We start from the raw sequence: 23,088 nt of genomic DNA on the forward strand, positions 1-23,088 counted from the left end.
TCCATGAAACCGCTCCACCTCCTCACCACCGCCGCCATCCTCGCGGGCACCGCCCTCGCCTGGTTCATCCTCGGAGCCGCCATCGGAAAGCGAAACCACGACTTCGGTCGATCGACTACGGATGACGTCTCCCACGTCTGGGGGCCCTCGCTGGTCCAGCGGCATCCGTCCGCCTTCTTCCTGACCCCCAACGCCGTCGGCGGGCGGGCGGCCGTGCAACCCTCCGAAAGCAGTGTTCATGTCGATCTCGGCTTTGAACCCAAGAAGCGGGGCCTCCTCCAGCATCGGACCTATCAGGTTCGCTACGCCGCCGACTACGTCTTCACCAACCCAACGCGCATTCCCCAGACCCTGTATCTCAACTTTCCCCTGCCGGCTGCGGCGCAAGGACTCCACGAGTTCAGTCTCAGCGTCGATGGAGAAAGCGCCGATACGGTCTCGGGCATCAGCAGCGGCGTGATCACCCGCAGCGTCGAGGTGCCGGCGGGAGAAACCGTGCCACTGCATGTCTCGTATCTCACCCGGGGCACCGACGACTGGCGCTATGAATTTCCGGATGCCTCGAGGATCTCCGGATTCGACCTGACGATGTCCACCGACTTCAGCGAGATCGACTTTCCGGTCGGCACGGGTTCTCCGACCGACCGTCAGCAGACCCCGGACGGCTGGAGGCTCGACTGGAGCTATCCCGACGTGATCGGCGCGCACCACATCGGCATGTCGATGCCCAAGCTCCTCAACGCCGGCCCGGTGGCGGCACGGATCGCCTTCTTCGCGCCGGTATCGCTGCTGTTCTTTGTCACCGTCGTCCTGCTCATCGGAGGGCTGCGCGGGGTGCCGCTCCACCCCATGCACATGTTTTTCGTTTCGGCCGGCTTCTTCGCCTTCCACCTCCTCTTCGCCTATCTGGTCGACCTGCTTCCGGCAGCCGCGAGTTTCCTGATCGCCGCATTGGTGTCGGTGGCCCTCGTGAGCGGCTATCTCCGGGCCGTCGGAGGACGGAAACTGTTCCGCGTCGCCCTGCCCGCCCAAACCGCCTATATGGTGCTCTTCAGCGCGTCGTTCTTCTTCGACGGACTCACCGGGATCACCATCGCCATCGGAGCCGTGGTCACCCTGGGCATCCTCATGATTCTCACCGCCCGGGTCGACTGGAAAACCATCTTCGCCTCCAAGGCAGCACCACCTCCCGCCATTCCAAGCCGCACATGATGCAGGGGAGTGGCTCCTTGCAGGAGCCATGCCGGGGCGTGGCGGCTTCCAAGCCGCGTGCTGGTGATCCGCCTGCCTGTGACCATGCTCGCCACACTCGATTGCTCTTCGGGTGGCCGCAGGGGAGTGTTTGCCTCAGCCCCATGGGGAGTCATCCCCAACACCGCGGCTGGAAAGCCGCCACGCCCCGTCATGGCGCTCCAAGAGCGCCACTCCTACGGCGCGGCGATCTGCAGTCGGTAGAAGCCAGTGCCGGAGCCGATCGGGACATCGTCGAAGTTCACCGTGCCGGGACCACCGGCACCCTCGGTCGAGACCGGAGCACCGTAGTCGTCCCACGCGTTGAGATCGCTCGAGAACTCAAGCTGATAGACCCGGTCGGGCAGACTCGGGAAGCTGATGTCGAGACCACCACCGTCACGCGTCATGCCGAGGCGCGGGAACTGGTCGGCATCCTTGATCTGCGGGTTCAGGCCCACCAGCCACTCGTCGTAGTTCCTCACCCCGTCGCCATCCGGATCGCCGTCGGGACCGTTGTCTCCGGTGGCATCCCCGTCATCGAGGCCGTTCGCCTGCTCCCAGTCGTATGGCAGCCCGTCGAGGTCGCCGTCGAGCACTCCGACATCGAGCGCGAGCGAAACGGTGAAGCTCGTCGCCAGGCTCTCCACTTCGACCTGCTGGACCTGCGACTGGTTGCGCATGGCCACGGTGTCGAACGCATCGTCGTCATCGACCGCCGCCGACTGCCAGGCGACGTTGGAATCGAGTCCCACGGTCGACCGGCTCAGCAGGTCGGGCGTGGTGTTCGTCACCTCGACGCCACCTCCCGCGTTCCCGATCGAGAGCCCTTCCTGTCCACGGACGAGCAGGTCGTCGAGGTCGGGACTCAGGCCGAAGCGGACGAAGAGCTTGTCGACCGGGCCGGTGAGCGCGTAGTCGGCGACCAGGGCATCGGCTCCATTTGCCAGGGTGATCGTTTTTGAAATCGCCCCGTCGCCCGACGTGAAGGCCCAGCCATTGGTGGCCGCGACCGGCGTGTAGAGTTGGTTCACGTAGGCACTCGATCCGCCGCCGCTGCCATTGGCGAACCAGTCCTTGAAGGCCGAGGTGCGGCGGGCCAGCACCGTGCCGTCCGGATTGCGGTTGCCGGCACCTTCCTCCTCGGTCTCGAAGGACGGATGCGAAAGCGGGTTTCCGACCATCTGGACGATGTCGCCGTTCGCCGCCAGACGCCAGGCACCGACGCAGCGCCCGCCCATCGCCTCGAAGATCGCGAACACCCGGTCATTGCGCAGGATGTACTCAGGCTCACCATCGAGATCGACGTCCTCCGATGCCACCTCGGTGGTTGCCGGAGGTGCCGCCGCCCATGCCGCCACCGCCGCATAGCGCGCCGCCATCCGGGTCTGGGCCTGCGCCCGCTTCGAGAAGCCGGCGAGGAAATCGAAGGTGGTGTCCGGATAGATGAAGTCGCCGGTCGAATAGGTGCGAAGGTCGTTGTTATCCTCGTCGTGCCAGCCGGCGAGAAAGGTCGAGGCGTGATAGGTGCCGCGCGCCAATCGCCCGAGCCGGTTATCCGGAAGCCCGGAAACCGCATTCCACGAGGCATCGGCCAGACCGGATCCGCTGCCGCCAAAATCCTGAACCCCATAGAAGGCGTCACCGGGCGGATTCACGTTCACACCGGGACGGACCTCGAAGACCTTGTCGCGCAGGCTTTCCTCCTGGCCCGAGCCGAAATACCAGAAGTCGTAGTTCCCCTGCGTCGCATGATCGAGCCACAGCGGCCCCAATTTTCGTCCGAAGGTGGTGGTGCCCCGGTCGATCACCGCGAAATTGTCGCCACCACCGTCCGGCGGCAGCGAGAGATCCACCTGCCCGGAAGCCACCTGCTCGGGACCGACCAGCTCGACCCATGGCCGGCTGGCGAGCCAGGCGAGATTCCGGTCGTAGGCCGTCGCCTGCCCGGCGCTGCCGAAATCGGAGAGATCGCTGTAGAAGACGATGAGCTGGTGCTGCTCGCCGCTGCGTGCCTTGCGCGAAATCAACTGCCGCAGGTTGATGTCGAGGCCATTGTCGGTGTTGCGGAAACGGAAGGTCGAGGCCTGGTCGTTGATCACGATGGCGTCGACACCGTTGATCCGGTTGATCCGGTAGCCGTCGTCGAGCAATGCCGCCTGACGCCCGAAGCGATCGAGGATGTGACGGAACTGGTCGACGAACACGTGGGTGTAGCCCAGCGACGAAACCTTCGACAGCACATCCTCATCGATCACCCGCTCGGGGATCCAGAAGACCCGCGACGACGGCGCCACCCCGTAGATCGACTGGAGCGTGCGGTTCGAGAGCGCGACGTTGTCGACCAACCAACTGGAGTCGTAGTAGGAAAGTGGTGCGTCGGCAAAGGTCGAGGCGATCAGTTCGATCGTGCCGTCCGCCGCCATCGCCCCGATGCGCTGATTGAAGGCCGGCCCGTCGCGCCACGGCTTGTTGGCGGCCGGGTCCACACTGGCCCACTGCGCGGCGGCGGCGAGGGTCGGGGTCAGGTGCAGGCCGAGTTTCGCGCCGAAGGCGTCGTGGGCATCGAGCAGGCGCGACCACCCCCCTACCTCGCCGGATGCGATCTGGGCCGTATCGACGGCCGGATTGATCCGGTCCTGGATTTCCGATCCGGGACTGAGAGCCTGGTTGCCGTGGGCCAGCATGATGACCTTGGTCCGGCGGCCCTTGTCCGGCCCGTTGTAGCCGAACCAAGAGCGCAGCTCGCTGTTCTGGCCGATGAAGCCCTGGTCCCGCCAGTAGTCCTCGGCCAGATAGTCGTCGTAGATCGTGTCGCGGATGTCGGTGCGGCCACCGATGTCGCCGGCTCCCGTGCCGTCGTTCTGGGTGCCGTCGCGGGTCGTGAAGACCTGGAAATTGAGCGTCGAGGGGTCTTCCAGCCAACCGGCGTCCTTGAGCGCCTGACGGCTGATCGAAAACTCGACGGCATCGAGCCGGCTGTCGAAGTAGGCTTTGCCGAAGCCGTTGGCGGTATTCTGGTCACGCCGCTGGACGCCCTTGCCGGTCAGGTCCTCGTTGATGCTCGTCGTGTTGTCCGCCGGGTTGGTGTCGACGAGGACGGCCCCGGCATTCGACTGATAGACGGCCACGACCGCCTCCCAGCGCATCGTCGTGCCGGTGTCCACCTCGTCCGGCAGGGCATACTCGCCGACCGCCGGGTTGCCGGTGTCGATCACCACATACAGGTCGAGATTTCCCTCCTCGGCGAAGGGGCGCAGGTCGTGGAAGTCGACCCGGAAGTAAAACTCCCCGGTGCCACCCACCGAGGTTGCCCCTCCGTCGCGGGCATAGAAGGCGACGATGTCGCGCGAACTGTCGAAGCCATCGAAGCCGAGGTAGGTGTCGCCGCCCTGGTTGCCGGAACCGTCGCCCTCGAAGGTGTCCAGCACCACGAGGTCGTCGATCTTCCAGTCGGTGAACTCCTGCCGGTTGCTCACCGCGCCGCGGATGATCGCGTCGTCCTCGGAGACCGGCCCGATCACGACCGCCTCGCCGGGCTCCAGCACGATGCTGTTGTCCACCGTGGGATCCGTTCCGGCCGCCAACTCCTGCAGGTTGGTCAACCCGTCACCGTCCGGATCTCCACCGCCACCGTTGTCCGGATCCGGGGTGGTGCCGTCGAAGGCGTCGATGCCGTTGTCGAGGGGATTGAGTCCGAAGCGGCGCTCCCAGCCGTCCGGCAGGCCGTCGCCATCGGTGTCGCTGTTGAGCGGATCCGTTTCCGTCCAAACCTCGCCGGTCTCCCAGACCCGGTTGGCATTGGTGTCGCCGGTGATGCCGCCGTTGAAGTCGGTGTCCTCGCCGAAGCCATCCGAAAGCTCGTCGTCATCGGTGTCCGAATCGTTCGGCGAGGTCTCCAGCCAGGTCTCGCCGGCATCGATGCGGCCGTTCGGCCAGCTGCGGGCGAGCGTCGGCGACTCGGTCGTGCCAAGCGGGGCACCATCGCCATCGACCCAGCCGTTGGCGTTGGCATCCTCGATGCCGTCACGCAGCCCATCGCCGTCCGTATCCGGATTGCCGGGATTGGTCATCGAGCCGAAGAGCTGCCTCGCCCGGTCGCCGCCTTCACTGGCGCTGTTCACACCCGGCACGGATCCGAGGTTGTCGAGCGTGTTGTAGAAGGGCGGATCGAGGTCGCCGATGAAGTTCGGTCGTCCATCGCCATTGGTGTCGGACGCCGTGTTGGTGTCCGGGCCCGGCGTCCGCCAACCCACCTCGAGTCCGTCGGGCAGTCCGTCGCCATCCGTGTCGGGCATGAAGGGATTGGACTGGCCGGAGGCGAAGTGGATGTGCACATCGCCATTCACCCAATCCTCGGGATTCGGCTTGTAGCCATCTTCTCCCAAGGAAAAGCCATTCGGCAGCGGCAGCAGCGTGCCCTCGTCGAAGTCCGCAAGGCCATCGTCGTCGTCATCGAGATCCCCGTCGTCAGCCTCCACCAACTGCCGCCGGATCACCGTGGCATTCCGGATATCCTCCGCAGTGCCACCGGGCGAGGTCGCAACCGCCTGGAGGCGGTACTGACCGGGCTCGGTGATGGTCCAGATGAAGTCCCAGAAGGCGCTCGATCCCTGGATCACGGGATCGATCTCCGGCGTGTTCTCATCCGCGTCGACGGGCGTGAGCGTTCCGGATCCGAGCAGGAAACTGAGGTTGACCGAGGTCGTGTCGGCATCGGTATCGACCCGGACCGTGTAGTCGAGGGAATCCGCCCCGGGACCATCCGGCAGCACGATCTCCACGCGGCGACCATTGCTGTCGAACTCCTGCGGCTGGATGATGCTGACCCTCGGGGCGGTGCTTTCCGCCGCCTGCACGCGACGGGTTGCCACCAGGTCCGCCAGCGGATCCGGTCGATCATGGGTCACCTCGATGCGGTGCAGGAACTCGGGGATGCCGTTGTAGAGGTTCGGCAGGGAGAAGGCGAGGGCGTGGTAGTCGGAGGTCTCGTCGTAGATGATCGAGAGCCCCGCCGGGTCGAGCACCTGGGCCGACGCCGGCCACGACTCATTGCCGCCATAGCGAACCAGAAACCGGCCCTTCAAGTCCTGCTCGCTCAAGCCATCGGCGAGCGACTTCGAGAAGTAGGCCTTCACCACGTAGCTCTCGTCGATCACGGTCCCATCCGATGGCGGGAAGGCAACGAACATCCGGAGGTCGGGACCTGCCGTGTTCACCGTGCGGGTCAGGGTCGTGAAGTGGCCGTCGACATCCGAGAGCAGGTCGTCTTCGGACGAGCTCAGCTCGCGCAGCCGCACCTCGATGGTCGCGGTGCCGGTCGAGGGAATGTTGACGTAGTTGAAGCGGAACTCGCGCCGATAGGATGGATCGCTTGGCGTGATCGCGGGCGAGGGAGTGACCTCGGTCGCCTGGACCCAGGCCCCGTTGCCGTTGTCGGCCGTCGTGACCGAATCGTCGTTCGAGGCATCGCCGTCGGTGATCCGATACCAGACGCTGCTGGTCGAGGCGTCGGCCCGGACCACCACCCCGTATTCGCTGCCGCCCACCGTGTCCCCGTTGTTGGCGGGAAAGACGATCTCCCCGCCCGGCCGTTCGGCGTCGTAGTAGAAGGTCTGCTGGAAGGTGTGGTAGAGCGAGGCCTTGCCGTCGCGGCGGAGGAAGGCGCGGGCCCGCAGCATGTGAAAGCCCTCGTCGAGGCCGGTGGCGGTCGAGTTGTAGTCGTTGTGCGGCGAGTAGGTGATCGTGGAGGGATTGAAACCCTCGACCTTGAACTCGGTGAGCATCTGCTTCTTGCGGTCGACCGAGGCCTGGCTGGAAGGGTAGATGCTGCCGGCGTTCTCCTTGAAGATCCCGATCTTGTAACGCAGCTCTTCCCCGTTGGCGGGCTGCGGCAGCGTGGCGGTCATCCACCAATCGGCCCCCGACTCGTCGTGCGAGTAATTCATCTCCACCACCCCGGTGGAACCGGTGCCCCGACCCCCGGCACCCTCGGGGTTCGATCCGTCGGTGGTGTAGTAGCAGAACATCCGGAAGCCACCACCGACCGCATTCGGCTTGGCCCACAGCGAGATGGTCGAGCCATTCTCGACATACTGCAGCGGAGCCGACCCACCCGGCCAGCCGCCGCCCGGCGTGCCGCCGACCACTGCCGACGGATCGTGATAGAGAAACTGGGCGCGGTTTCCCCCGTCATCCGAGAAGTCGTTCGCACCGACCGGCCCGTTCACCACCGACACCGAGCCGGAGCCGATGGTCTTGATGTAGGTTTCCGCGCCGGGGGCCCCGAGCTGACAGCGTGTCGTGTCGACCGCCGCGAACTTCTCGACGTGCATGCGCCGGACGAAGGTCGGTTGCTCGTAGCCGAGGAAGACGTCGGTGCTGACCGCCGGAGGATTGTCGCGCAGGAAAGGATCGGCATTCCCCGGCGGCACGGTGCCGTTGAGGTCGATGCCGCCGTCGAGCTTGAAGAGGATGTTCTCCGCCGAGCCGTCGGTGCGGGCGACGAAATCCAGGTCGCTCGCGGAAGTCACCCGGGGCAACGAGATCGTGTAGCTGAAATCATCGGTGACCGGGTCCGGCAGGCCATAGGGGTTGAAGCCCGGATCACCGTCCGGTCCGTCGCGCCGCTCGACCTCCACGGTGCCCGCCGGCTCGCCGTTCTGATAGATTGTCAGCGGCGCACCACCGGCGTTCCTCCACAGGTCGGACTCCTCGGGCGTGCGGGGGGCGAAGATGAAATAGCTTCCCGGATCGACCACGACCGAGCCGAGGTTCGAGGCGTAGGTGTAGAACCCGGTCTGGCTGCCGTAGCCGCGGGCATACTGGTAAAGATACTCGTCGCCGGTGTTCGGGTCGTTGTCGCTGCCGGCCAGCGGGGTGGCGCGGAAGGAGGTCGACAGCGGCCGCGACTGACCGGCAGCGTAGTTGTCGTTGAGCATGATCAGCATCGTCACGCCGTCCGAGTCGTTCATGCCGCCGTTCTCGCGCTTGTCGATCCGCTCGTAGGCGACGAAGTCGCCATCGCTCCAGCGCCCCACCTGGTAGCCGCGGGCGAACTCCTGATGCAGGGTGGCGAGGTTCGGCAGGCGCGTGTCACCCCACTGGCCGAGAAACGAGGTGTTGGCGTGCCGGGGAAACGCCCCGCCGCTCTCGCCGAGTGTTTCGGCATGATAGTTTCCGTCGGTGTAGACGAGGCCGAGCCCCTCGCGCGTGAAGTAGAAGGCGTGCTGCAGTTCGCGCCGCGCCGCGAAGTCGTTGTCGTGGCTCTGGGCGTGCATCACCGCCACCGACACCGGAAAACCGCCGGAACCGGGTTGGTCGAAGCCATTGAGCCCGGCGGAAGGATTGCCGAGCAGGTTGTTGAAGTTCGAGCGCAGGTCGTTGTCGATCAGGCGCATGCCGGCATCAATGTAGGAGCCGTAGGCCGGCGGCTGGCCGAGGTGCTCGCCGAAGAGCATGGCGTCGTCCCGGCCCTGCTCGGTATTGAAGACCGAGTCGCGGTGGTTGTCCCAGTCGGAGAAGCCACGGGTCAGGTTGAACTGCGCCTGGATCTGGCCCATGTAGCCGTAGTTCGACGAATCCTTGTCCGCTCCGAAGGTGGCCCCGTAGAAATCCGCCGGCGTGTGCTTCACCGCGTCCAGGCGCAGACCGTCGGCCTTGGTCCGGTCCATCTTCCAGCGTGCCGAGCGATGGAGCATGTCCTCGACCAGCTCGGAGTAGAAGGAGGGGTTGTCGGCGATCGTCTGCACCGTGATGCCGTTGCCGGGACCGAAGCCGACGTAGTTGCCCTCGCCGTTCGAGTGCTTCTGCCCCGGGGCCGTCGGGATGTAGCAGTAGTACTCCGGGTTGTCGGGGTGACGCACGAAGGCGAACTTCGGAATCGTGTCCCCTTCGTAGGCCCCATGATTGTAGTTCAGGGTGCCCGGCTCGGTGGCGATGTCGATCAGGTCCGAAAGCCCGAGATTCTGGACCTGCCACGCATCGTTCCAGTCGCGGGTGTTGTCCCATTTCCGGTAGAACCCCTCCTCTGTCCGGCGCAGGTGGAAGTCCTCGGGCAGAAAGCCGGGGTAGATGTCGATCGGCGTGAAGGCATTGAAGCCGGGCACGTCGAAGGCGTTGTGGTTCATCACGTTGTCGAAATAGACGCGGATCCCGAAACGGTGGGCGACCCGGACGAGCTCCAGCAGTTCCGCCTCGGTCCCGTAGCGGGTGCGGATGCTTCCCCGCTGGTCCTTGGAGCCGAGATCGAAGCGGTCCCAGCAGTCGTAGCCGACCGACAGCCCGCCGGAAGCCTTCGTCGGCGGGGGCAGCCACAGCGATGAGTAGCCCGCCTCCGCGATCTCCGGCATCTTCGCCGCGACTTCGGCCCAGCTCGTGTTGAAATACTGGAGCATCGCCTCGCCATGCAGAGGGCCGACGAGAGAAAGGAGCCAAGCGGCAAGGAGAACGCAGCAGTTCCTGGAACGGGAAATCATGGGTTTGAAGGGTCCGCTCTGGGTTCGCGGGCCATCGGGTTGCGATGGGCACATGGCCCGGGCACCCCGCGGGTTTAGAAACAAAGCACACCCCCAAGCCCCTGCCAACCGGGGGAATCGACGAGTCCGGGTTCCCAGACCGCGCCTTCGGGACCTTTTCTTCTCCAGAAATCGGGCTAGACTGCCCGCCATGCCCGAGTCCGTCCCCGAAATCGGGCCGCTGATCACCGTCACGGTCGTGTCCGCGTGGATCATCGGCGGCGGGCTTTACTGGTGGCTCAAGCGGCGCGGGATGGCCCGCTTCGAGCGACTGGAGGAGGCGGATCCGAAGGACACCCTGCGCGAACTCAAGGACGAGTGGAAGCCACGGCCCGAGATCACCATCCGGACCCAGACCGAGTACCTGCCATTCCTCATCGAGGCGATTCGCGAAGTCGTCGATCAGGGCCTCGGCGACGACCAGGTCATCTGCCTGCAGGAACGCTTCGAGCACAGTCGCGCCCACGAGACCCGCCGGGCAACCTTCACGGTGGAAACCGGAGGCTGCACCGACACCCTTTCGCTTGAGTGGCACCGCGACGATTCCGACCGTATCGAACTCCGCGTGCGTGCCGCCCCCCGGATCATCGGTGCCCTCCGGAAGCACCGACGGAAGATCCCGGGCGCGCAGCCCTCGAAGGCGCGCGGATAAGACTGCCCCCGCAGGCTTGCCGGTCCGCGGGCACGGCCGCATGCTTCCCCCATGCCCGAGGAGACGGTCATCACCCCGACCGAAGAACTGGTCCGCGCCCTCGAGGCGGGAGACCAGAGCGCGATCCTTTCGGCCGCGACCGAGACCCACTACGCCGACCTCGCCGACCTCTATGAGGAGACCGACCAGGAAAAGCACGAGCTCTTCCTGCGATCGATCGGTCCCGAGCTGGCAGCCGACCTGATCGTCGAACTGCCCGAGCCGATGATCGAGGAGGCGCTCGACTACTTCAGCCCGTCGGAGCTCAAGATCCTCTTCCGCGAGCTGTCCGACGACGACCGGGTGGACATCCTCCAGTCCGTCGGCGACGAGGCCCGCCTCCGCTACCTCGGCCTGCTCGGTCCGGAGGACGAGGAGCTCACCCGCAGCCTGCTGCGCTACGAGCCCGAGACGGCCGGCGGACGCATGACCACCCGCTTCGGGCGGCTGTTCGCATCGATGACCGTCAAGCAGGCGCTCGACCAGCTCCGCCGCGACCAGGAGAACACCGAGACGCTTTCCCGCATCTTCGTCATCAACGCCAAGGGCCACCTGATCGGCCGGGTGCGGTTGCGTGACCTCGCCTTCAACACCTGGGACACCCCCATCCGCGACATCATGGCCGTGGTCGAGCCGGAGCAGCGCGTGCTCGCCACCGCCGACCAGGAGGAGGCCGCCAACACCCTGCTGCGCTACGACCTGATCGTCCTGCCCGTGGTGGACGAGTTCGACCACCTGCTGGGAATCATCACGCACGACGACGCGATGGAGATCCTCCAGGAGGAAAGCACCGAGGACATCGAGAAACAGGCCGGTATCGTCAGCGAGCAGAACGAGGAAACCTACCTGCAGAGCTCGGTGATGACCCACTTCAAGCGGCGCTTTGTCTGGCTTGTGGGACTGGCCTTTCTTGCGATCGCCTCGGGCTACGTGATGATGCGCTTCGAGGACACCCTCACCGGCGTCTTCCTGCTCTCGCTCTACCTGCCGATGGTCGTCGCCGCCGGCGGCAACACCGGCGGCCAGGCCTCGACCATGGTCATCCGCGCGATGTCGCTGGGGGAACTGGAGGCGGGCCAGGCCGGTCGCGTGCTGTGGAAGGAACTGCGCCTCGGCGCCCTGCTCGGGCTGCTGCTTGGCGCGACGATCGCCGCGGTCACCGTCCTCATCCTGCCCGCATTCCGGCCCGAGATTCCGGAAGGCATCAGCTTCACACGGTTCGGACTTGCCGTCGCCCTCGCACTCACCGCCCAGGTCATCACTTCCACCTGCATCGGCGCGGTGCTGCCGCTCGGGGCCCGCGCCATCAAGCTGGACCCCGCCGCCGTCGCCGCCCCCGCGATCACCACCCTGGTGGACGTCACCGGGATGGTCATTTACTTTACCATCGCCCAGGCCATGCTGGGCCTCTGAAATCGTCATGCGTGAACTCAAGGACGGCATCCGCGCGGAGGTCCGGCTCGACTGGATGGGGCGCGTGCACAAGCGCTTCCGCGGCACCGATGCGGACAAGCGCTACGCGACCGAGGTCGAGGTCCTGAAGGTCCTCGAACAACGGGGCTGCCCCTACGTCCCCCGCCTCCTTGAGGAACACCCGGAGGAGCTCTACTTCGTCAGCACCTCGTGCGGCGAGGTCGCCTCACAAATCAGCAAGGAACGCGCCACCGCTCTCTTCGACGACCTGGAAAACCACTACGGCGTCCGCCACCTCGACGCCGAGCGCCGCAACATCACCTACGACCGTCAGCGCGGACACTTCTGCATCATCGACTTCGAACTCGCGGAAATCCTCCCCGACCCCACGGGTGGCGATGGAGCGCCGGATTCATCCGGCCAGAGTCCGGACGCCTGAGTCAGCACACTCCCGCAAACTCCGCTAGCCTCGCCACCGATCCCGCCTAGGCTCCGCGCGTGGCCCGTAAGTCGTCGAAATCCACCGCCAAGGTTTCCAGCTCCCCCGTCATCGCGATTCGAGGCGCCCGGCAGCACAATCTCAAGAATCTCGATCTCGACATCCCGCTCGGGAAACTCTCGGTCGTCACCGGCCCGTCCGGCTCGGGGAAATCCTCGCTTGCCTTCCACACGCTCTACGCCGAGGGCCAGCGGCGCTACGTCGAGACCTTCTCGCCCTACGTGCGGCAGTTTTTCGACCGCATGGACAAGCCGGATGTCGACCGCATCGACGGCATCCCGCCCGCCATCGCCATCGAGCAAAAGAACAACATCCGCACCACCCGCTCGACGGTCGGCACCCTCACCGAGATCAACGACTACGTGAAGCTCCTTTTCGCCCGCGCCGCGACCGGTCACGACCCGCAAACCGGCGAGGAGATCCGCCCCGACTCCCCCGAGTCCGCCGCCGCCTGGGCCGTCGGGCATCTCGATGGTCAACAGATCCTTGTCACCTTTCCGGTCCCCATCCCCGAGGACACGAAAAGCGAGGAGCTGTTCCCCTTCCTCAACCAGCAGGGCTACCTCCGCATCCTCGCCCCGGACGGCTCCCTGCTGCGGACCGATGAACCTGCCAGTGGCATGACCGTCCCGTTCATGAAGGGCAAAGCCGGAAGCGGCTTCGCAGCCACCGTCCAAGTCATCCAGGACCGCATCAAGCTCGGCAAGTCCACCCGGACGCGCCTTCTAGAAGCCCTTGAAGCCGCCTTCACCCTCGGCAAGGGCACATCCACCGTCCACCACCTTCCATCCTCCACCTCCCGCTCGTTCACCAACGCGTGGACCAACCCCGCCACCGGCTTCACCCTCCGTCCGCCCACGCCGGCCCTCTTCTCCTTCAACAACCCCCTCGGGGCCTGCCCGAAATGCCGCGGCTTCGGACGCGTCATCGGCCTCGACCTCGAGAAGGCCGTCCCCGATCCCTCCCTCTCCATCGGCCGCGGCGCCATCAAGCCCTTCCAGGGCGAGCGCGGCGACGAATGCCAGCGCGACCTGATCCGCAACTGCCGCGAGCGGGGCATCGACACCCGCACGCGCTGGGAGGACCTCGACGAGGATGTTCGCGAGTGGATCTACTACGGCGACCGTCCCGACGCCGACATGGAGGAAATGGAGGACGTCTGGCGCGAGGGCGGCTGGTATGGCGTGAAGGGCTTCTTCGACTGGCTCGAGACCAAGGCCTACAAGATGCATGTCCGCGTGTTCCTCTCGCGCTACCGCTCCTACACCGCCTGCCCCAAGTGCCGCGGTCGCCGCCTCCAGCCCGAGGCCCTCTGCTTCAAGATCGCCGACCACACCCTCCCCGAACTCTGGCAACTCCCCATCAACCAGCTCCTCCCGCTCCTCCGCTCATTCATATCTGAGATATCGAATATGAGGCCGGTCGAACTGGTGCTGGGCGAAATCACCAGCCGACTGGGCTATCTCGAGCAGGTCGGGCTGGGCTATCTCACCCTCGACCGCCCCGCCCGCACCCTGTCCGGCGGCGAGATCGAACGCGTGAACCTTACCAGCTGCCTCGGCGCCTCCCTGTCGAACACGCTCTTCGTCCTCGACGAGCCGACGGTCGGGCTTCACGCCCGGGACATCCAGCGACTGGTCGGCGTCATGCACGAGCTCCGCGACAAGGGCAACACGCTGGTTGTCGTCGAGCACGAGGAAGCGGTGATGCGCGCCGCCGACCACCTCATCGACCTCGGCCCCGCCTCCGGCGAAAGCGGCGGCGAACTCATCTACAGTGGCTGCGCCGGCCCGGCGTCCCGCGGACGCGGGATGGAAGAGGCGGCCCGCCTCAAATCCTCCCCCGGCGACGCCGCTGACTCTCCCCTCGGCACCCTCCCCTGGCTCTCCGGCGAGAAAACCATCCCCCTGCCCAAACAACGCCGCACACCAGGTCCGGAGGGAATCGAGATCACGGGCGCCACCCGCCACAACCTTCACAAGCTCGACGCCACCATCCCGCTCGGCCTCTTCGTCTGCCTCACGGGCGTTTCCGGCTCCGGCAAGTCGACCTTCGCCCACGACATCCTCTACGCCAACCTGGCGCGGAAGCTGCGCCAGCCGCTCGGCGACGAGGAACCCGGCAGGATCAGGGAACTACGGGGCACCCAGTACCTCGACGAGGTCCGCCTCGTCGATCAGTCGCCGCTGGCCCGCACCCCGCGCTCGACGCCGGCCCTGCTGATCGGCGCCTTCGACGACATCCGCCAGCTCTTCTGCCGCACGCCCGACGCCAGCGCCCGCAGCCTCACCCCCGGCTTCTTCTCCTTCAACTCCGGCGACGGCCGCTGCGACCGCTGCTCGGGCGCCGGCTCGGAGAAGATCGAGATGCAGTTCCTCTCCGACCTCGAGGTCACCTGCCCCGACTGCTCCGGCCGGCGCTACAAGCCGTCCACGCTGGAGTTTCTCTACCGCGGAAAGTCGATTGCCGACGTCCTCGACCTCACCATCGACCAGGCGCTGGCGTTCTTCGCCGACGACCCCTCCTCCACTTCGGCCAACCGCAAGCGCCACAGCTCGATCCGCCGGGCCCTGCTGCCACTTTCCGAGGTCGGCCTCGGCTACATCCGGCTCGGCCAGCCCCTCAACACCCTCTCCGGCGGCGAAAGCCAGCGGCTCAAGCTGTGCCAGATCCTCGCCGACACCGTCGGCAGCCGCTCGAAGAAGAAGCGCAGGCACCTGCTGATCCTCGACGAGCCGACCACCGGACTCCACTTCGGCGACATCGAGCGTCTGCTCGGCGTCTTCCAGAAGCTCGTCGATCACGGCCACTCGCTGCTCGTCATCGAGCACAACCTCGACGTCATCAAGAGCGCCGACTGGATCCTCGAGCTCGGCCCGGGTGCGGGTGCCGACGGCGGCCAGCTCGTCGCACAGGGTCCGCCCGAAAAGATCGCCAGATCCAAATCCGAAACCGCCCCCTTCCTCAAGGCCGCCCTCCGTGGCTGCCCCGGCCCGGGGCAGGCCGTGGCAGCGGCGGCCCGCCGCGAATCCCCCACCCCCCGCGGCAAAGCCGCGCAAGGATCCACCATCTCCCTGCGCGGCGCCCGCGAACACAACCTCAAGAACATCGACATCGACATCCCGCGCGATGAGTTCGTCGTCGTCTCCGGCCTTTCCGGCTCGGGCAAGTCCACGCTCGCCTTCGACATCCTCTTCGCCGAAGGCCAGCGGCGTTTCCTCGACTCGATGTCCGCCTACGCCCGGCAGTTCGCCGAGCAACTCGAGAAGCCCGACCTCGATCTGCTGACCGGCCTTCCACCCACCGTCGCCATCGAGCAGCGCGTCTCGCAGGGTGGCATGAAGTCGACCGTCGCCACCGTCACCGAGCTATGGAACTTCATCCGCCTGCTCTACGCCAAGCTCGGCACCCGCTACTGCCCGGACTGCGAGGTGCCGGTCGAGTCCCAGTCGCTCGCCGCCATCGAAAAGACCATCCGTGGCCACCTGAAGAAAGGCTCCGTCACCCTGCTCGCGCCCGTCATCCGCGGCCGCAAGGGCTATCACACCGAGGTCGCCGAGTGGGCCCTCAAGCAGGGTTTCACGCGCCTGCTCGTCGACAGGCAGTTCAAGGAAGCGGAAGGCTTCGAACGGCTGACCCGCTACCAGGAGCACGACATCGACGTGGTCGTCTGGGATGAGTCTCACCAGACCAAGGATCTCCAGCCCGCGATCGAAAAGGCGCTTTCCATCGGCAAGGGCACCATCCGCCTGCTCACCGCCGGCAAGAAGCTCTTGCTGCTCTCCACCGAAGCCAGTTGCCCGTCGTGCAACCGGTCCTTCGACGAGCTCGATCCGCGACTGTTCTCCTTCAATTCACCCCACGGCTGGTGCGTCGAGTGCCGCGGCCACGGTCAGGTTCCGAAGCGCCGCCGGGCCTTCGATCCCTCGCGCCACGACTCCGTGCTCGCCGCCGAGCTCGACGCCGACCGCAAGCTCTCCCGCATGGAAGACGAGGAACTCGTCGAGTGCGGCTCCTGCCACGGCACCCGCCTCAATCCCGAGTCCCGCGCGGTGCGCTTTGGAGGCGGGCCGCCCTCGGCCCGCAACCAGCTCAGCATCGCCGAACTCTCCCGCTTCCCCATCACCGAAGCGGCCAGCTACTTCGCCAGAACCAAACTCAAGGAAAAGCGCGACCAGCTCATCGCCCGCGACATCCTTCCGGAAATCACCCAGCGGCTTTCCTTCCTCGAGCACGTCGGCCTCGGCTACCTGCAGCTCGACCGTTCCGCCAACACGCTGTCCGGCGGTGAAAGCCAACGCATCCGCCTCGCGGCGCAGCTCGGCTCCAACCTGCGCGGCGTCCTCTACGTCCTCGACGAGCCGACCATCGGCCTCCACCCACGCGACAACGCCCACCTCCTCGACACCCTCATCGGCCTCCGCGACCGCGGCAACTCGCTGATCGTCGTCGAGCACGACGAGGACACCATCGCCCGCGCCGACCACCTCATCGACCTCGGTCCGGCGGCGGGCCGGCTCGGCGGCGAGATCGTCTATCAGGGGGCTCCGCCCCGAGCGCCGGGTGATCAGTCATCAGTGATCAGTGGGAAGACCAAGAAGGCCACCTCCAAACCGAAAAGCACCGCGAAACGACCACTGATCACGGATCACCGATCACTGCTCACTTCCCCCACCTACCAAGCCCTTCTCCACCCCATCGTCCACCCCCTCCGTGGCGAACGTCGTCCGGTGCCGAAGGCCCACCCCCACCTCAAGCTCACCAACTGCGTTGCCAACAACCTCAAGGCCGTCGATGCCGCCATCCCGCTTGGCCGCCTCACCGTCCTCACCGGCATTTCCGGCTCCGGAAAATCGACACTGATGCACGAGTGCGTCGCCGTCGCGGCGCGCGTGGCCGTGGCTTCCAGCCGCGGCTCAAAAAATGGCAAACCCTACGGCCGCGCCACCGGCTTCCAGCGCCTCAAGTCGGTCTACGAAGTCGACCAGTCGCCCATCGGCAAGACCTCGCGCTCGTGCCCGGCGACCTACGTCAAGGTCTTCGACGACATCCGAAAACTCTTCGCCCAGTTGCCCGACTCCCGCATGCGTGGCTACGATGCCTCGCGCTTTTCCTTCAACACCGGCGACGGCCGCTGCCCGGTCTGCGAGGGCAATGGCCGGGTGAAGCTCGAAATGGACTTCCTACCCACCACCTGGGTCCCCTGCGAAGCCTGCGACGAGCAGCGCTACAACCCCGCCACCCTCGAGGTCCGCTTCCGTGGCAAGCACATCGGCGAGATCCTCCACATGACCATCGAGGAGGCCACCGGCTTCTTCGACTCCCAGCCGCGGATCGCCACGCCGCTCAAGCTGCTGGCCGATACCGGGCTCGGCTACCTCCAACTCGGCCAGCCCTCACCCACCCTTTCCGGCGGCGAGGCCCAGCGCATCAAGCTCGTCTCCCAGCTCATCCGCGGCCGCTCGACCAAGGCCCGCCTGCAGAACCTCAAGGCCGACAAGAAGAACCTCTACCTGATCGAGGAGCCCACGGTCGGCCTGCACCTTGAGGACGTGAAACGGCTCATCGACGTCCTGCACCGGCTTGTCGACGAGGGACACACGGTCGTCGTCATCGAGCACCACATGGCCGTCGCCGCCGAGGCCGACTGGATCCTCGACCTCGGCCCCGAGGGCGGCGACGGCGGCGGCAGGATCGTCATGCAGGGCCCGCCGGAAAAGATCGCCAAATCGAAACGCTCCCGCACCGCCCCCTTCCTCGCCGCCGAGCTCGCCCCCACGCGTTCGTAGTCCCCCCTTCAGGGGGTCCAGTGCACAACCCGGGCTCCGCAGCCCCCTAAAGGGGGAACTACGAACCCTGATCGTGTGTTCCAAAGCAACGTCCGGGGCTCCGCAGCCCCCTAAAGGGGGAACTACGAACCACACAGGCGACCCTCCCATCTTCTTCAGGAGAATCGACATTCCTGTCGATCAACCACCGTAGATAAGCCCCATGCGTCTCCCCAAATGGCTCTGGCGGATGATCCGCTCCAAGCGGGTTCATCGCTTCCTCGCGATCGCGCCCTTCGTGGCGGTGGTCGGGGTGGTGGTGTTCTACTGGGGCGTCAATCGCTGGGGGCAAGCCAAGATCGATGCGACGTGTGAGCGGTTGCAGAAATCCGGAATTCCTTTAGCTCTGAAGCAACCTACTGCCCAACCCACCATTTCCGACACAGCACTCCGCTTCTACAAAGATGCCCGTGCCACTGTCTTTCCAAGAACCGTCTTCGAGACCGGAGGACTAACGCACCCTACAGCTTGGAACGATTTCATCACAGGCACTTCGAGCCATCCCCCTGGCGACCTCCGAATCATGATCGCAAGCCCTGGCTACGATCAAACCGAGGAAATGCTCGCCGAGCAAATCCTCGACTCGCTCCGAACAACCCGGGAAGCAGCAGACTCCATCATCGAGGCGATCCGATTGCCGGAAGCAACCGTTGGCCGAGGAGTGCGGGAACAGCGCCTGGTTTTAGAGACAGCGCACTACACCGGATGGTTCTCTCTCATCCACAGCATCCTGCTCATGAAAGCAGGAGATCTCGATGGAGCAGTCCGTGACTTCCAGCTAACGATCCAGATTGGCCTCACCTGGCAGAGCCCCTATCTTCCCAATAGGTCGGTGGGTGAATGGCTCGTGCATGAGGCGAATCGAGTGACGCCGTTCCTCATCGAGGCGGCGCGCGAACGACCCAAGCACCTCCAGAAACTCGATCAATCACTTGCCTCAGTCGATTCGATCCTGCCCACGCTACGGGCGGAACAGATGAGACTACACCACCTCTGCAAAACCTGCTCGGAGCTCGATGGCATCACCAACGATACTTTGCGGTATTCCTTCGAAGACCTCCCTTGGGCTGGCAACAGCTCGGATTGGCGCCAGCTCGTTCGCGAGTATTGGTGGCAGACCCAACCCATCGGGTATCGGAAGGCCAATCTGGCCAAGGACATTGATTCCTTGATTCCCATCATCCAAGGACTGCCTGAGGTCGCGACGCCAAACACCACCACTTTCGCTGATTTGGATTCCTACGAGTTTCATTCAGACCCACGCACCAACTCCTTCGCTGCTTCGGCGGGCGCCTGGCAATGGATCCCGGACAGCGTCGGCCACAAAATGGTGACACTCCTCAACCTCCGCTTCCACCGCCTCTCCATCGCCGCCGAACTCCATCGCCACCGGACAGGTTCCTATCCTGAAACCATCCATCAACTCATGCCGAAGCCCTTGATCTCGCCTTTCGACGGCGAGCCGATCCGACTCGCCCCACTGCCGGATGGACGGCTTCGGTTCGAAGCGGCAGGTGCCACGCTTCTCCCGGATGGCACCCTCCATTTCGACCCAACGACCCCCATCACCTTCGACTACCCGCCCAAACCCTGAACGTGGCGCAAAGCTGTGCTTTGCGCCACCCTCAGCCGGCGCCTGAATCCCGTTGCCGGATCACGAAACGAGCGGCAGCCTTTCCCCATGAAAGTCGAAAAGGTGAAGTATGCCCTGTGGGCGGCCGACTGGCAGCGCTGCCTCAAGTTCTACCACGAGCTCTTCGGAGGTGAGGTCACGATGCAGTCCGAAGTCTGGAGCGAGATCGTCATCGAGAATGCCATCATCGGCATCCACGGCGGCGGCGAAGGCAAGCGCACCTGGACCGGCCTATCCTTCCAGCTCGACGACCTCCGCGAGGGCATCCGCCGCCTGAATGAATGCGGCGGCGAACTCACGCGCGAACCGACCGATACCGCCGAGGACCCCCTGCACCTCGCCATGTGCATCGACCCCGACGGCAACGAGTTCATGATGACCCAGAAGCGGGGCTGAGCTTCTCCCGGATGGCACCCTCCTTTTCGCCCCAACGACCCCTACACCTTCGATTACCCAGCCAAGACCTGACCGTGGCGCAAAGCTTGGCTTTGCGAGAGATCGGCAGGGCTCCTGTCGTGCCGGCGGGACGCCGACAGAGCCACTCGCAAAGCAGAGCCTTGCGCCACCCTCACCATTGACATGGTTCGTTTCTCACCGTAATGGTGAACCGTGAAATCGATCACCATCCACAAGCTCGACGATGCGACCGAGGAGCGGCTCGTCGCCCGCGCCCGGAGCGAGGGGGTGAGCTTGAACCAGTTGGTGAAGCGTCTGCTGCGCGAGTCTCTGGGCGTCCACAACGCCGCGCCGGACCACCGCCGGGATTTTGCCGCATTCTGTGGTCGCTGGTCGGAGCAGGAGGCCGAGGAATTCGACCGGGCCGTCGCTGGCTTCGATGAGATCGACGAGGAAGTATGGCGATGAACGAGACGGTCGTCCTCGACACCAATGCCTACTCGCACCTGTTCCGGGGCGACGAGGCGGTGCTGGATGTGATCTCCCGGGCGAAGCGCGTGCTTCTTCCGGTCACCGTGCTGGGCGAACTGTTCGCAGGATTCAGGATCGGCAACCGGGAAGGCAGGAATCGGCGGGATCTGGAGGACTTCCTGTCGCGGCCCTCGGTCCGCGTGCTGACCACCACCCCCGAGGTTGCCGACCTCTACGGAGTCATCGTCAGTGACCTGCGGGCAGCGGGCGACAAGATCCCCACCAACGACCTCTGGATCGCTGCCCACACTCTTTCCGTCGGAGGAGTGCTGGTGACCTACGACCGGCACTTCGAAAAGGTCCCCGGGCTGAGACGGTGGCCGGGGCCGGGGGATACATGATCCCAGATGGAGCGCGGACTTCAGTCCGCACCTGGTGACGCTCTCCCCCATCATGCGGACTGAAGTCCGCGCCACCCTCAGTCCCCTGACTTCAGCATCCCGCCCCGGCGGGACCCCGCGAACGCGGGGCCAGGTCTTGAAATCAGTCCCCTGATTTCAAGACCTTGATGAACGCCTCCTGCGGGATGCTGACCTTGCCGAACTGCTTCATCTTCTCCTTCCCCTTCTTCTGCTTCTCCAGCAGCTTGCGCTTTCGGGTGATGTCGCCACCGTAGCACTTGGCGGTGACGTTCTTGCGCATCGCCGAGATGCGCTCGGAGGCGATGATCTTGCCGCCGATGCAGGCCTGGATCGCCACCACGAAGAGCTGCTGCGGAATCACATCCTTGAGCCGCACCGCGAGCGACCGCCCGTAGCTCTCGGCCTTTTCGCGGTGGACGATGGTCGAAAACGCCTCCACCGGCTCGCCGGCGATGAGCATGTCCATCTTGACCATCTTCGCCGCGCGGTATCCGGCGTGCTCGTAGTCCATCGAGCCATAGCCGCGGGTCATCGACTTCAGGCGGTCGTTGAAATCGACCAGGATCTCGGAAAGCGGCAGCTCGCAGGTGAGCATGACCCGCGTCTCGTCCATCGTCTCGGTGTGGGTCAACTCGCCGCGCTTTTCCATCACCAGCGCCATCACGTCGCCGATGTAGTCGCCCGGGACCATGATGAAGACCCTCACCATCGGCTCGCGGATTTCCTCGATCTCCTGCTGCTCGGGAAGGAACGACGGGTTGTCGACGATCATCTCCTGGCCATCCGTCTTGGTCACCTTGTAGATCACCGACGGGTAGGTCGAGATCACGTCCATGTTGAACTCCCGCCGCAGGCGCTCCTGGATGATCTCCATGTGCAGCAGGCCGAGGAAGCCGCAGCGGAAGCCGAAGCCGAGGGCGGTCGAGCTTTCCTGCATGAAGGTGAAGGCCGCGTCGTTGATCTGCAGCTTGCCCATCGCCATCTTCAATCCTTCGTAGTCGGAGCTGTCGACCGGGTAGATGCCCGAAAAGACCATCGGCTGGATCTCCTTGTAGCCCGGCAGCGGCTTCGGCGCCGAGTGGGTGGCGTCGGTCACGGTGTCGCCGATCTTCGCCTCGTCGGCCGACTTCATGTTGGCGATGAGGTAGCCGACGTCGCCGGCGATCAGCTTGTCGCGCTGCTCCATCTTCGGGGTGAAGACGCCGCACTCCTTGACCTCGTAGGTCTTGCCGGCGGCGAAGAGCTTGATCTTCTGCCGCTTGTGGATCTCGCCGCTGAACACCCGGACGTACGAGATGACGCCGCGGAAGGCATCGTAGATCGAGTCGAAGACCGAGGCGCGCAGCAGTTCGTCCTCCATCTTCTTCGGCGGCGGCACGCGCTCGACCACCGCCTCGAGGATGTCCTCGATGCCGATGCCGTTCTTGGCCGAGGCCGGAATGGCATCCTCCGCCGGAATGGCGAGGATGTCCTCGAGCTGGTGCTTGCACTTGTCGATGTCCGCCGCCGGCAGGTCGATCTTGTTGAGCACCGGGATGATGACCAGGTTCTGGTCCATCGCGAGATGGAGATTGGCGAGCGTCTGCGCCTCGACGCCCTGCGCGGCGTCGATCATCAGGATCGCGCCCTCGCAGGCGGCGAGCGAGCGGGCGACCTCGTAGGAGAAGTCGACGTGTCCCGGGGTGTCGAGCAGGTTCAGGCTGTAGGTTTTCCCGTCCTTCGCCTTGTACTTCATCGCCACCGGATGGCTCTTGATGGTGATCCCTTTTTCGCGCTCGAGATCCATCGCATCGAGAAGCTGATCCTGCTTCTGGCGATCGGTGATCGTCTGCGTGAACTCGAGCAGGCGGTCCGACAGGGTCGTCTTGCCGTGGTCAATGTGCGCGATGATCGAAAAATTGCGTGTGAGCTCGGTGGCCATGGGTGGTCGGAGCGCCCCGGGAGGGCGCGGCGGATGAGAACCACGGAATACACCGAACGCACGGAAAA

Annotated in this window: 11 protein-coding genes; 9 read left to right on the forward strand and 2 right to left on the reverse strand. The window is 65.2% G+C overall.

The window, feature by feature from the left end:
* Positions 1 to 3: 3 nt before the first annotated feature.
* Positions 4 to 1,212, forward strand: coding sequence for an inner membrane CreD family protein (locus tag ACG2LG_RS01305; RefSeq protein ID WP_396255650.1), 1,209 nt, complete (start codon positions 4 to 6; stop codon positions 1,210 to 1,212).
* Between the two features lie 215 nt (positions 1,213 to 1,427).
* On the opposite strand, the gene ACG2LG_RS01310 is transcribed toward ACG2LG_RS01305, so the two are convergent.
* Positions 1,428 to 9,707, reverse strand: coding sequence for an alpha-amylase family glycosyl hydrolase (locus ACG2LG_RS01310; protein ID WP_396255652.1), 8,280 nt, complete (start codon positions 9,705 to 9,707; stop codon positions 1,428 to 1,430).
* 190 nt (positions 9,708 to 9,897) lie between these two features.
* Between ACG2LG_RS01310 and ACG2LG_RS01315 the strand changes: the two genes are divergently transcribed.
* From ACG2LG_RS01315 to ACG2LG_RS01350, 8 genes are all read left to right on the forward strand, one after another.
* Entirely contained in the window at positions 9,898 to 10,398 is a 501-nt protein-coding gene (locus ACG2LG_RS01315) for a hypothetical protein (RefSeq protein WP_396255653.1), read from the forward strand.
* A gap of 51 nt (positions 10,399 to 10,449) precedes the next feature.
* Positions 10,450 to 11,850 (forward strand): magnesium transporter, encoded by a 1,401-nt coding sequence (gene mgtE, locus ACG2LG_RS01320; RefSeq protein WP_396255655.1) that lies wholly within the window; start codon positions 10,450 to 10,452, stop codon positions 11,848 to 11,850.
* Positions 11,851 to 11,857: 7 nt separating this feature from the next.
* Positions 11,858 to 12,289 carry a serine/threonine protein phosphatase gene (locus ACG2LG_RS01325; RefSeq protein WP_396255657.1) on the forward strand — a complete coding sequence of 144 codons (432 nt, stop codon included), beginning with the start codon at positions 11,858 to 11,860 and terminating at the stop codon, positions 12,287 to 12,289.
* 59 nt (positions 12,290 to 12,348) lie between these two features.
* A complete protein-coding gene (uvrA, locus tag ACG2LG_RS01330) occupies positions 12,349 to 18,138 on the forward strand; it encodes an excinuclease ABC subunit UvrA (protein WP_396255659.1) in 5,790 nt (1,929 codons plus the stop codon).
* 229 nt (positions 18,139 to 18,367) lie between these two features.
* The gene (locus ACG2LG_RS01335; RefSeq protein WP_396255660.1) at positions 18,368 to 19,771 is read left to right on the forward strand and encodes a hypothetical protein; all 1,404 of its coding nucleotides are present in this window, start codon (positions 18,368 to 18,370) and stop codon (positions 19,769 to 19,771) included.
* A gap of 87 nt (positions 19,772 to 19,858) precedes the next feature.
* Positions 19,859 to 20,206 carry a VOC family protein gene (locus ACG2LG_RS01340; RefSeq protein ID WP_396255662.1) on the forward strand — a complete coding sequence of 116 codons (348 nt, stop codon included), beginning with the start codon at positions 19,859 to 19,861 and terminating at the stop codon, positions 20,204 to 20,206.
* A 213-nt stretch (positions 20,207 to 20,419) separates the two neighbouring features.
* The gene (locus ACG2LG_RS01345) at positions 20,420 to 20,674 is read left to right on the forward strand and encodes a FitA-like ribbon-helix-helix domain-containing protein (RefSeq protein ID WP_396255664.1); all 255 of its coding nucleotides are present in this window, start codon (positions 20,420 to 20,422) and stop codon (positions 20,672 to 20,674) included.
* Positions 20,671 to 21,078, forward strand: coding sequence for a type II toxin-antitoxin system VapC family toxin (locus tag ACG2LG_RS01350; RefSeq protein WP_396255665.1), 408 nt, complete (start codon positions 20,671 to 20,673; stop codon positions 21,076 to 21,078). Before ACG2LG_RS01345 ends, ACG2LG_RS01350 begins: the two co-directional genes overlap by 4 nt.
* Positions 21,079 to 21,220: 142 nt before the next feature.
* Here the strand turns inward: ACG2LG_RS01350 and lepA are convergent, their stop codons facing one another.
* Positions 21,221 to 23,020 carry a translation elongation factor 4 gene (gene lepA / locus ACG2LG_RS01355; protein ID WP_396255667.1) on the reverse strand — a complete coding sequence of 600 codons (1,800 nt, stop codon included), beginning with the start codon at positions 23,018 to 23,020 and terminating at the stop codon, positions 21,221 to 21,223.
* Between the last annotated feature and the right edge of the window lie 68 nt (positions 23,021 to 23,088).

Origin of the sequence: Haloferula sp. A504 (genome assembly GCF_044385805.1) — a bacterium.
GTDB lineage: Bacteria > Verrucomicrobiota > Verrucomicrobiia > Verrucomicrobiales > Akkermansiaceae > Haloferula.

Coding starts and splice junctions, on each gene's coding strand:
- ACG2LG_RS01305 (WP_396255650.1), top strand. CDS start 4: ATGAAACCGCTCCACCTCCTCACCACCGCCGCCATCCTCGCGGGCACC.
- ACG2LG_RS01310 (WP_396255652.1), bottom strand. CDS start 9,707: ATGATTTCCCGTTCCAGGAACTGCTGCGTTCTCCTTGCCGCTTGGCTC.
- ACG2LG_RS01315 (WP_396255653.1), top strand. CDS start 9,898: ATGCCCGAGTCCGTCCCCGAAATCGGGCCGCTGATCACCGTCACGGTC.
- mgtE (WP_396255655.1), top strand. CDS start 10,450: ATGCCCGAGGAGACGGTCATCACCCCGACCGAAGAACTGGTCCGCGCC.
- ACG2LG_RS01325 (WP_396255657.1), top strand. CDS start 11,858: ATGCGTGAACTCAAGGACGGCATCCGCGCGGAGGTCCGGCTCGACTGG.
- ACG2LG_RS01335 (WP_396255660.1), top strand. CDS start 18,368: ATGATCCGCTCCAAGCGGGTTCATCGCTTCCTCGCGATCGCGCCCTTC.
- ACG2LG_RS01340 (WP_396255662.1), top strand. CDS start 19,859: ATGAAAGTCGAAAAGGTGAAGTATGCCCTGTGGGCGGCCGACTGGCAG.
- ACG2LG_RS01350 (WP_396255665.1), top strand. CDS start 20,671: ATGAACGAGACGGTCGTCCTCGACACCAATGCCTACTCGCACCTGTTC.
- lepA (WP_396255667.1), bottom strand. CDS start 23,020: ATGGCCACCGAGCTCACACGCAATTTTTCGATCATCGCGCACATTGAC.